The organism is Lentilactobacillus sp. TOM.63, assembly GCF_030361045.1.
In the GTDB taxonomy this organism is placed as follows: Bacteria; Bacillota; Bacilli; order Lactobacillales; family Lactobacillaceae; genus Lentilactobacillus; species Lentilactobacillus dabitei.
The window spans coordinates 1-11615 of the sequence record NZ_JAUCAP010000076.1; the positions used below are offsets into that span (position 1 = coordinate 1).

The following is an 11615-nucleotide window of genomic DNA, read 5'->3' on the forward strand; positions in this document are numbered from 1 at the left end:
TTTGTGGTAAACACCATTTTAAAGGAAGCTGATCTTTTTTGTCCGAACAGCGTTCGGATTAATTTTACAATCTACCTCATATAGATAGATATATTGCGTGGAAACGTGTTGAGGCAATATACGCGCATCAAATAAAACCGATAGATTGCGAGGAATTTATATGAACAAAATTTCTATTCGTGGCAGTTTGCAGACGAAACAAATCGTAGGTAGTTATTCAGATGTTGAGAAGAAGATTATTGCGGATTTAGACTCCGTTCAAGAAAAGGATGGCAAAAAGCCATTTTCAAAGATTGCTGATGAAGTGGTTGTTGAGCCATACCGGGACGGGGCGTATGCGTACCACGCATTATTAACGGAGGCGGCAAAGATGTACGATTTGTCGCCAGAGATTCAAAAGAGTGCCAATGTTAGTGATGAATAGTTTGATTTGGGTCATGGTGAAGACTTCCTGTTAGCTTGTTGTTGATAGGAAGAAGTTGCCATGGCCTATTTTTATGTCGTTAAGTTGTAAGGGTGTTGATCATAAAGTGATTGGAAACAGACATTTGCCGAATTGAAAATGCCGATTTAATAGGGATCGTTTAGTGTATTCCCCACGTATGTGGGGGTGATCCCACACTGAGTACGGATTCTAGGAGGTGATAAGAGTATTCCCCACGTATGTGGGGGTGATCCTAACTCATTGGAAGGCAATCATACTGCTCCTCTGTATTCCCCACGTATGTGGGGGTGATCCCCAAGTATCAGGATTAGCGGTAAAGCCGTCGCCGTATTCCCCACGTATGTGGGGGTGATCCCGAGGCGCTTGGTTATTGTAATGATCTTCGATAAGTATTCCCCACGTATGTGGGGGTGATCCTTAGATCGTAGCTTTTAGCTAGGGTTATTTTTTGTATTCCCCACGTATGTGGGGGTGATCCTGCGCCAGCAAGCAAACAGCCAAATAGTCGACAGTATTCCCCACATATGTAGGGATGATTCTAGGCTTCGATGGGCATTAAGTCCTTCATAATTGTATTTTCCCATGTGTGCGGGTGCTCATTAGTATATGGGACATGATTCAGTATTATTGAATTTGGATAATTATTTGTTAGTAAGTAATAAATTATATCGTAGTTTTCTTAACAAGGATTTAGATTATAATTGATTTAGTTGAAGCTTAGGGGTAGATGAACTCAAACGAAGGGAAACTAAAACAATGAAATTGCATAAAAATGTAACCGCTTTATGGGCCAAGAAAAATTTCGAACATGATGAGCAACTTTGGCTGCCTTTGGTGATCCATCTGACGGATGCGAAGAATACCATTAACTGGTTGTACAATCATTGGCTCAGTGACAGCCAAAGGCAGTTATTGAAATATACGTCGCCTGATGAGACTGATGAAAGATCTGATGAGGATGTGCAAAAACTAGTCAAGTTTCTTGGATTTACCCACGACATTGGCAAGGCAACTCCTGCATTTCAAAAGAAGCGTTCTTATATCCGTGACGATTATTTAGATGATCAACTGGTGGAGAAATTAATCAGAAGCGGTTTTTCTGAACTAGATGAAAGCGATTTGTCTTCTGCACGGGCATCTCCGCACGCAATTGCTGGCGAAGCAATTCTGGAACATTATGGTGTGCCAAACTCAGTTGGGGCGATCATCGGTGGGCATCATGGTTCGCCAGCTCAGGAGGCTCCTCGAAAGCAAATTGTTACCTATACGGCCAATTATTATTTGAGTGACACCGATGCAGAAATTCAAAAAATCTGGAAGCAGACTCAAAAAGAACTTTTTGATTATGGCTTGAAACTATCTGGATATCAGTCTGTGGAAGAAGTCCCGATGGTTACCCAGCCACAAGCAGTTATTTTAGAAGGCTTGCTAATTATGGCTGACTGGCTAGCGTCAAGTGAGTATCTGACCAATGATGAAGATGCGGAATTATTTCCGTTAATACCGTTAAATGAATCGAGTGAGGACGTTGATACCGTCACTCGTTTCCAAAATGCAATCAATAATTGGAACTCTACCGGAGAGTGGGTTCCCCAGCAGGTTTCAACAACCAACGATCCTTATAAGACTCGCTGGGGATTTAAGGCCCGGCCAGTCCAGGCTACGATAACGAAAGCAATTTCGGAAACCCGTGATCCCGGAATGATCATCGTGGAAGCGCCCACAGGTTTAGGAAAAACTGAAATTGCCCTTGTTGCTGCCGAACAACTTGCTTATATTGATGGCGAGGATGGCGTTTTTATGGGGCTGCCAACCCAGTCAACAACTAACGCGATGTTTGATCGAGTTAATGATTGGCTGGAGAAACTTGCGAAATCTCAAGATGAGAATTTCTCAATCAAGTTAATGCATGGGAAAGCTCAATTTAACAAACATTACCAGAACTTGACCAATGCAGTCAATATTGATGACGCTGACCCCAAGAATTTAGGCGCGGTGACGGTCAATTCCTGGTTCAGTGGAAAGAAATCAATATTAACCAAGTTTACAGTTGGGACAATTGATAATTTACTGTTAATGGCTCTTAAGCAGAAACATTTATTTTTAAGACATTTAGGACTCAGTGGTAAAGTTGTCATTATTGACGAAGTCCATGCCTATGATGCGTATATGAACCAATACTTATATCGAGCCATTAATTGGCTTGGTGCGTACCACGTGCCGATTGTCATACTGTCAGCAACTTTGCCAAAAGAAAAAAGAAATGCGCTCATTACCTCGTATTTAAAGGGTAGGTACGGTAAACGGTCTCCGAAAGGATTTGAGGCGCCAGCCAATTGGCAGGACACTGAAGCATATCCGCTGTTGAGCGTTTTGGATGGCAAGAAATTAAACCAGGTGACAGAGTTTGCCGGCCGTAGTGATCAGGCACCATTTGGGCTGCAAGTTAACAGAATTAATTTGGATGATGAGGAGTTGATGCAAGCTGTTGTAAACCAAATTGCTAATGGTGGGATTGCGGGCATTATCGTCAATACTGTTAAGCGGGCACAGGCGCTTGCTAAATTTGTCCCCCAAAGCATTGACTTTATGCTCCTCCACTCAAGCTTTTTGGCCCCTACTAGAGAGATGCAGGAAGAAAAGCTTCAACAAGCCATTGGAAAGAATGGTCAAAGACCTTCTAAGATGATTGTCATTGGGACTCAAGTCTTGGAGCAATCACTTGATATCGATTTTGACGTTCTTTATACCGATATTGCCCCGATGGATTTAATTCTTCAGCGGGCTGGCCGTTTACATCGGCATCATATTACCAGACCCAAAGAGCTCCAAACGCCTCAACTGTTTGTGATGGGAATTAGTGGTCCTGGCGAATATGGGGATGCTAATGAAGCCGTTTATCAGAAATATTTACTCATGAAAACCGATCATTTCCTGGGTAAGACAATTGCAATCCCTGGTGACATTTCAGTGTTAGTACAAAAGGTTTACGATCAGGAAAGTGATGCTGAAATAACGGCTGACGAGATGCCAGAGCTCGACAAGGAAAGAGAAATGTTTAATGACAATCTTAAAAAGGAGCGTGATAAAGCGCAAGCATTTCAAGTAGGGGCACCGCGATACCGAAAGCATACGATTCATGGCTGGTTAGATCGAACCAAGCCAAACATTGATACTGATGAGCAGCGTGCAAATGCCACTGTTCGGGATATCAAAGAAACCCTTGAGGTCATTTTGTTACAACACACGAGTGAGGGGGACTTTTTAGTCACAGATACTCAATCAGATAAGCCTAAGTCAATTCAAAACATTTCGTCTCAAGAGATTGCGCAACAAGTTATTAGAGTTCCTTCTCCGGTCACGCCAGATATTGACCGGGCAATTAAGCACTTGGAAACGTTGACAAGTAAATATTATCCGGATTGGCAAGCCGATGTTTGGTTAAAAGGAGCACTGGCACTCCCACTAGACAAGAACCTATCAGCTGATTTAGGTGACTGGCATTTGAACTATTCTTCCCGATTTGGCTTAAGTTATTCAAAGGAGGACGACAATGGAAAAGCAACACTTTAACTTAACAACTGATTCTTGGATTAAAGTAATAGACAGACAGACCAACCAAGAACAAATGGTTTCCCTAATTGAATTGTTCGAGAATGCTCAAAATTATCGAGCGCTGTCTGGAGAAATGCGTTCCCAAGATTTGGCGATCTTACGTTTTCTCCTCGCAATTTTGACCGCCGTTTATTCACGATTTGATGCAGACGATGAACCGTATGATTGGGTGACCGTTGATGAAGATTCGATGCGAGATACTGGTGAAGTGGATAGGGATGATCAGGAAAACATTGAGGAGGACTTATTTGATACGTGGAAGCAGCTATTCAATAATGGTCACTTTACTCAAATGGTGATCACGTATTTAAAACGATATGCAGATCGGTTTGACTTATTTGGTGAACAGCCCTTCTACCAAGTTACTGAGGATGACTATAACCACTTTGTACCGAAAAAGAAGCAAATTGCTGGTGCCGAAGGGCCGGGAACGGTGGCAATTAAGCAAATTAACCGGCAGATTTCGGAAAGTGGCCACACACCGTCATTATTTTCGCCTAAATCTGATGAATTCAAAAACGATATTCAATTGGATGAACTTGCCCGGTGGCTGATTACCTATCAAAATTTTACGGGTGTTACCGATAAAACGAAGATTGAGATGCCCGATAAATTCTCAACTGCTTCTGGCTGGCTTTACAAGCTTGGCCCGGTATTTGCGGATGGTGATACCCTTTTTCAAACATTAATGTTGAATTTGGTTCTGGTTGAGGAGGACAAACCATATAATCCTCCAAAGCCAGTATGGGAACAAGCTGTTCCTCAGTATGTCGAAGATCGTAAGAAGCAAAACTTACCAGATAATTTGGCGGAGTTATACACCACGTGGAGCCGACTACTTCATATTAATTGGGATGAGCAAGGCACCCCAACGATCTTTAGTGCTGGGCTGCCAATGTTTGAGAGCGACGATGCCTTTATCGAACCAATGACGGTTTGGCGATTTGATAAAAGGACCGATCATTATAGACCGGCCGTTAAGGGATTGAGATCGCTAGGAACGGCGATGTGGCGGAATTTCGGACAGTATGTCCAAGTTGAAGAAGCCAATGATAAGCATGAACCGGAAATTGTTAAATGGTTACGAGTGCTTAAAGATAGAGGGCTGATTCCACAAAGTACCTTGTTAACCCTAGCCTCCGTTGCCCTCATTAGTGATGGCAACGCGACTTCTCAATCCCCAGTTGCCGAAGTCTACGACGATATGCATATTAATGCGGATGTTCTTTTTGATGAGAATCCTGACAAAGCACAGCGCTGGCCGATCCGGATCGAAGACATGATTGAGTTAACCCAAAAGGTGGGAAGTGATTACTGGCGGTTTGCGGTGAATATTGCGCACATTCGTAATCTTGATTATCGTCCATTTGCCAACAAAATGAGTGCGGCCTTTTATGATGGGCTAAATGGCCCGTTTAATAAGTGGTTGCGAAGCTTGACAAACGAAGAAGACCGGGACAAAAAGAGCAATGAATGGAAGAAAGAGATCAAAAGCTACGTCTTGAAAACTGCCAATGAGGTTATTCAATCGAGCTCACCACGAGACATGGCTGGCTTCATTGATGTTAATGGCGTGGTCGATAAAAGCAAGGGCCTGGTTAATATCTTTACCGTCAATAACCGGCTACGGTATCAGGTTCAAGCAGATTTGAAATCATAGAAAGGGTGTGAACCAATGGGATCAGCAAGAAAGATCGCAACTGAAATTAAAAAAAGGACTGCCGGAATTATTAAAGAACTTTATGGTCATGGAAATTTAAATAAAGCTGTTTTAGCTGGTGTTCGAAGTGCCGCGACAATTGCAAGCCCAAGAGCGCAAAAAGTGTGGCCATTTATAATCGAGCGACTTGTCAAAATTGAACAGGATATGGGATTAAAACATGAGAAATTATTAAGTACTGATGGGAAACCCACGAAGGCTGAAATCTCAATGTATACAGCCATTCGCCTCTATGCAATTCATCAGCAGGGTCAGGAGTCTTTTGCCGCTGGAGCCTCATACAAGGCCGAATCAGCAGATGGGCTCACTTTGTTTGCAGCGCTTGCTAATTTGCGTCGAGATGAGACGACTCGGACTGCCTTAGATCGCCGGGTACAGGCGCTTTTGGGAACAACCAACGTGAATAGCGTGATCAACTCAATTACCCACTTAGTTGAAATTTTAAAAGCTAGCATGCCGAATCAAAAAATTGATTATCCTAGGTTGGCTGGCGATCTGTATTTATTCCAGACTGGGTTTCGACAGGCAAATGAAGTCCGTTTAGCTTGGGGTCAACAGTACTATCGGTTCATCAAACAAACAGTAACAGCTGAAGGAGAAAAAACTAATGACTAATAATGTATATATCGATCTAAATGTCTTGCAAACAGTGCCTTCATCAAACATCAATCGAGATGATACGGGCGCACCTAAGACTGCTCTTTATGGTGGTGTTACCCGTTCGCGAGTTTCTTCACAGAGTTGGAAACGGGCGATGCGGGTATCCTTTAAACAATCAGGCGTTGATACCGGCACGAGAACCAAGGAAGCTGCTAAATTACTGGCCAGCAAGTTGATGTCTCTGGATTCTTCCTTAGATGAAAAGGCTGCCCTGGCAAAGACAAGTGAAGTCTTTAAGGCTGCCAGTATCAAACTTGATAAGAATAATGAAACGGGTGCGTTATTATTAGTCAGTCCCGGCCAGATTGAAAAGTTAGCTCAATATGTCGTTGATCATGATGAACTTGATAAAAAAGAAGTCAAAAAGGTGTTAAAGACAGACAATTCTCTTGACTTGGCACTCTTCGGGCGAATGGTAGCCGATAATCCTGAACTAAACGTGGAAGGTTCCGCACAGGTTGCCCATGCCATTTCAACGCATGAAGTTGTTCCAGAATTCGATTACTACACAGCCTTGGATGATTTGCAGTCTGAAGATACCACTGGTGCGGCAATGCTGGGAACAATTGAATTTAATTCCTCAACACTCTATCGGTATGCTAATTTAAACGTCAATGAATTAGCTCACAACCTTGGTTCCTCGGACGCGATTAAGGGCGCAACGGATTTCATCAAAGCATTTTTATTATCAATGCCAACTGGCAAACAAAATACCTTTGCCAACAAAACGTTACCCAACTATGTGATGGTTACCATTCGACCAGATACACCAGTCAATCTGGTTTCAGCGTTTGAAGCGTCAGTTAATTCAAAGAACGGCTACGTTCAATCATCGATTAACAAGCTTGAAGATGAATATTCAGCAACCCTTAGCTTTGTTGCGAAACCTTCGTTAACTGTTGTGTTGGCTAATCATCAATATGAATCAAAACAATCTGATCAGGTTGACAACTTAGCTGATCTTTTGAATGAAGTCACCACGGAATTAACAAAGGTGGTCCAGGATGAAAACACTAACAATTAAATTGACTTCCCCACTACAATCATATGGTAATGAGGCAACGTTTTCCCGACGAACAAGTGACGGTTATCCCTCAAAGAGTGCAATTATTGGGATGATTTCTGCGGCGCTCGGATATCAGCGAGACGATCCGCGAATCGCGGCGTTAAATGATTTGGCTTTTGCTGTTCGCGTGGACCAGCCAGGAAAGGCATTGAGTGATTTTCAGACGGTTGAATGGAAAAAGGGTACCAGAAAGATTACGTACCGGGATTACATTCAAGATGCTGTGTTCATGGCCGCGCTCGGCAGTGAAGATGAGCAGTTGATTGAACAAATTGAAACTGCCTTAAAGCACCCGAAATTTCAGTTGTTTTTGGGACGCCGCTCAAACGTGCCTGCCGGTGTTTTACAGACAGCCACATTCTCAGATCGTGATCCGGTTGCCGTTTTGAAAAAGATGTCTTGGCAAGCGTCCCATTGGTACCAGTGGCGCAAGCGTCGAAATGAATTGGTCAAAGACGTTGCAATCATTTCGGACGCAAATTTATTACCTGATAAGCGCAGTAAGATGATCAAAGATCGCGTTGAATCCTTTGACCAGCGGAATCGGCGCCATGGCTATCGAGCAGTTGCAACTGATTACGTGGATCTGCAAAATCCATGTTTTGAAAACAAACAAGCAGAGATCGATAATTCCGTAGAAACGAAGCACGACATCTTCGGTTTTCTCTAGAAAGGAGTATGTATGTATTTATCAAGAGTAGAAATTGACGTCAATAATCGCCAAAAAACAAAAGATCTTACGCATCTCGGCGCCTTTCACAACTGGGTTGAACAAAGCTTTCCAGCTGAGGTAAAGACGGGCAAACGACGGCGCCATTTGTGGCGAATTGATCCACTTAACGGTAAGCAATATTTGCTTGTTCTCAGTGAGGAAGCGCCAGATTTAACCCAACTCGCGACGTATGGCGTAGCTGGGACGGCAGTTACCAAATCGTATGATCCTTTTCTGGCAAGCATTCAAAAAGGACAAGTGATGCAGTTTCGATTAACGGCTAATCCCACATATGCAATTAAGCAACCAGGGAAGAAGCAGCCCCGGATTGTCCCGCATATTACGATTGCCCAACAACGGCAATGGCTTGTGGGGAAAGCCGAAAAATCGGGCTTTCAGTTAATTGAAAAAGAGACGGTGAATAACATCGAAGCTGCGGATAACCGAGCGTTTGACGTGATTAGTCGAGATTGGCCGGTTCTCCGCAGAAAGCCCGATCAAGGTGGTCGAGGCGGTCGATTGAGTCGGGTCACATTTGAAGGTTTTTTGCGAGTGGCTGATGTTGCCACTTTTAAGCAAGCCCTGATAAATGGAATCGGTCGTGAAAAGGCATTTGGAATGGGCTTGATGACGGTTATTCCTCGAGGCTAAATCATGACAAAAAAATTTGGAGCAAAAAAGGCGGAACTATCAGAATTGAGTCGGATTCGAGACAGGGTCACCTTTCTTTATCTGGAGCATGCGAAACTAAATCGCCAAGATAGTGCAATATTGGTGACGGACAATCGAGGAACGGTATTTGTGCCCGTCGCGATTGTGAGTGTCCTGCTATTAGGACCAGGGGTTGATGTTTCTCATCGGGCAATGGAACTAATCGGTGATGCAGGGATGGGCGTCGTCTGGGTTGGCGAGCAAGGCGTTCGTCAGTATGCCCATGGCCGCCCGTTGAATCATTCTTCTCGGCTGCTGGAAGCTCAGGCTAGGCTGGTTTCGAATACGCGAACCCGGGTGGCCGTTGCCCGAAAGATGTATCAGATGAGATTTCCCGGTGAAGACGTTTCTGATTTATCGATGCAGGAATTGAGGGGAAAAGAAGGTAGTCGCGTTCGCCAAGTGTATCGAAACGAGTCTCAGAAGACGAATGTGCCCTGGTCTCGGCGAGCTTATAATCCCGATAATTTCGATGCAGGGACACCGATTAATAAAGCCCTCACGGCAGCGCATCAAGCATTATATGGATTGAGTTACAGTGTGATTTGTGCGTTGGGCGCGTCTGCTGGGTTGGGCTTTGTCCATACTGGTCACGATTTATCCTTTGTGTATGATTTCGCGGATTTATACAAAGCTGAGATTTCGATTCCACTTGCCTTTAGGGTGACTGCTAAGTATGGGGATGACAAAGATATTGGCACCAAAACCCGGCTGGCGATGCGAGACGCTTTTAAGGATGGTAAATTGCTGGTCCGGATGGTGACTGATTTAAAGTCAATTTTGGGAGTCACTGAAACAAATATCAGTGCCGGTGTCATTAATCTGTGGGATGACAAGCTTGGTCTGCAGAAATTTGGCGTTCAATACCATGAATTTGAAGAGGATGATGGCTGATGATTGTCGTGACACTAACCAAAGTGCCTCAATCTTTACGGGGAGATTTGACCAAGTGGTATCAAGAGGTCCAAACGGGCGTGTACGTTGGCAATGTGAGTGCCCGGATTCGGGACTTGCTATGGGATCGAATTAACCGAAATATTGGTAGTGGTGAGGCCACAATGGTCTATAACGCCAATAATGAATTGGGTTACCAGATTAAAACGACTCGTAAGCAGTACCAAGTCGTGGATTTTGATGGGATTCCATTGATGATGCGACTCAAGGTTGTCCCTGGAGTGCCAAAGCACGGTTTTAGTAATGCCGCGAAATTTCATCGGGCTAAAATCATGATGAATAAACGCAAATCCAATAAACCTAATCAGACGAATCGCCAATTCGTTGCAGTTGATCTTGAGACGACCGGTTTGAATGCCATGAAGGACAAAATTATCTCGATTGGTGCGATTAAAAGAACTAAGAATGGTGAATATGACCAATTCGATCAATTGATTCAGATTGATTGTGAAGTTCCGAAGAAAATAACAGAATTGACTAATATTTCTTCAGAACTATTAGCAACCGATGGAATCGATTTAAGCTTGGCTTTGCAAAAGCTCAAGGATTTCGTTGGCAGTTCAACCGTCATCGGATATAATTTGCGGTTTGACCAGGAGTTTCTTTCGGAAGCCTTTCATCAAACTAATCAATCTGATTTAACTAATGAGATGCTGGATATAATGCCGATGGTAAAAAAATCAAATCAGTTTCTTGATAATTATCGATTGAATACCGTTTTAAAAGCGTATCAAATTGATAATTCAACGCCGCATCATGCATTGGCAGATGCAAAGGCAACATTGAACCTAGCAATCAAACTCATTGAAAAAGGCCATTTGTAAATTTGAGAATGCCGTTATAGCAGGGATCCTTTAGTGTATTCCCCACGTGTGTGGGGGTGATCCTACCAATCGCAGCAGTTGTACTTGCTAAACTTTGTATTCCCCACGTGTGTGGGGGTGATCCTGATAATAGCTTTACTTTTATAATTTGAACCTGGTATTCCCCACGTGTGTGGGGGTGATCCTCTTTGGTCATGTAATTTCAACAGGATTTAAAGGTATTCCCCACGTGTGTGGGGGTGATCCTAGCCCCCCTTGATGCAACACCTAAATAACTAGGTATTCCCCACGTGTGTGGGGGTGATCCCCCATGGCAAAGCTAATCGATTTAATAGGCAAAGTATTCCCCACGTGTGTGGGGGTGATCCTAATCTTCCTTTCTTCATACATAGAATCTTGAAGTATTCCCCACGTGTGTGGGGGTGATCCCTTATGACGACATCACGCCGCAAGCGGTTGCTTAGTATTCCCCACGTGTGTGGGGGTGATCCTCAGAACAGTTTGTGAGACGATCAAGTCAGCATGTATTCCCCACGTGTGTGTGGGTGATCCCGGGTATGGTCCAGAAAGCTACTATGATTTAGTGTATTCCCCACGTATGTGGGGGTAATCCCTATGAATTCGTTTTGGCACACTTACTTCAGATGTATTCCCCACGTATGTGGGGGTGATCCCGACGGCACCGCTCTTTGTCGGTGCTACAACGAGTATTCCCCATGTATGTGGGTTTAATAATGGATATCCAATAAGGTAGTACAGAGTAACAAATGTCAAAGAAGAATTGAGTTTCAGCAAAACTCATGAAGTGAGTTGAAAGCAATATTCTTAAGGTATGGTAGATTGTAAAATTAATCCGAACGCTGTTCGGACAAAAAAGATCAGCTTCCTTTAAAATGGTGTTTACCACA

Annotated in this window: 9 protein-coding genes and 2 CRISPR repeat arrays; all 9 genes read left to right on the forward strand. The window is 43.6% G+C overall.

All coding sequences use genetic code 11. The annotated features are described in order from the left end of the window. Positions 1-160 precede the first annotated feature (160 nt). Positions 161-424, forward strand: a complete 264-nt coding sequence (locus QUF07_RS11610) for a hypothetical protein (protein WP_056982481.1) — start codon at positions 161-163, stop codon at positions 422-424. 165 nt (positions 425-589) lie between these two features. Next, positions 590-984: a CRISPR direct-repeat array (repeat unit 28 nt; unit sequence GTATTCCCCACGTATGTGGGGGTGATCC). A gap of 217 nt (positions 985-1201) precedes the next feature. After that, positions 1202-4018, forward strand: a complete 2817-nt coding sequence (gene cas3 / locus QUF07_RS11615) for a CRISPR-associated helicase Cas3' (RefSeq protein ID WP_289427536.1) — start codon at positions 1202-1204, stop codon at positions 4016-4018. After that, entirely contained in the window at positions 3999-5720 is a 1722-nt protein-coding gene (locus tag QUF07_RS11620; RefSeq protein WP_289427538.1) for a type I-E CRISPR-associated protein Cse1/CasA, read from the forward strand. Before cas3 ends, QUF07_RS11620 begins: the two co-directional genes overlap by 20 nt. A gap of 15 nt (positions 5721-5735) precedes the next feature. Beyond that, positions 5736-6395: a type I-E CRISPR-associated protein Cse2/CasB gene (gene casB, locus QUF07_RS11625; RefSeq protein WP_217161800.1), complete on the forward strand. Its 660-nt coding sequence runs from the start codon at positions 5736-5738 to the stop codon at positions 6393-6395. Continuing rightward, positions 6388-7464 carry a type I-E CRISPR-associated protein Cas7/Cse4/CasC gene (gene cas7e / locus QUF07_RS11630; RefSeq protein ID WP_289427539.1) on the forward strand — a complete coding sequence of 359 codons (1077 nt, stop codon included), beginning with the start codon at positions 6388-6390 and terminating at the stop codon, positions 7462-7464. The genes casB and cas7e overlap by 8 nt, the downstream gene beginning before the upstream one ends. Then, the gene (gene cas5e / locus QUF07_RS11635) at positions 7445-8176 is read left to right on the forward strand and encodes a type I-E CRISPR-associated protein Cas5/CasD (RefSeq protein ID WP_289427541.1); all 732 of its coding nucleotides are present in this window, start codon (positions 7445-7447) and stop codon (positions 8174-8176) included. Before cas7e ends, cas5e begins: the two co-directional genes overlap by 20 nt. A 12-nt stretch (positions 8177-8188) precedes the next feature. Then, a complete protein-coding gene (gene cas6e / locus QUF07_RS11640) occupies positions 8189-8869 on the forward strand; it encodes a type I-E CRISPR-associated protein Cas6/Cse3/CasE (RefSeq protein WP_217341401.1) in 681 nt (226 codons plus the stop codon). A 3-nt stretch (positions 8870-8872) separates the two neighbouring features. After that, the gene (gene cas1e / locus QUF07_RS11645; RefSeq protein ID WP_217341400.1) at positions 8873-9823 is read left to right on the forward strand and encodes a type I-E CRISPR-associated endonuclease Cas1e; all 951 of its coding nucleotides are present in this window, start codon (positions 8873-8875) and stop codon (positions 9821-9823) included. Then, on the forward strand, positions 9823-10707 hold the full coding sequence (gene cas2e, locus QUF07_RS11650; RefSeq protein WP_217341399.1) for a type I-E CRISPR-associated endoribonuclease Cas2e: 885 nt from the start codon (positions 9823-9825) through the stop codon (positions 10705-10707). The genes cas1e and cas2e overlap by 1 nt, the downstream gene beginning before the upstream one ends. A gap of 35 nt (positions 10708-10742) precedes the next feature. Further along, positions 10743-11381: a CRISPR direct-repeat array (repeat unit 28 nt; unit sequence GTATTCCCCACGTGTGTGGGGGTGATCC). Positions 11382-11615 lie beyond the last annotated feature (234 nt).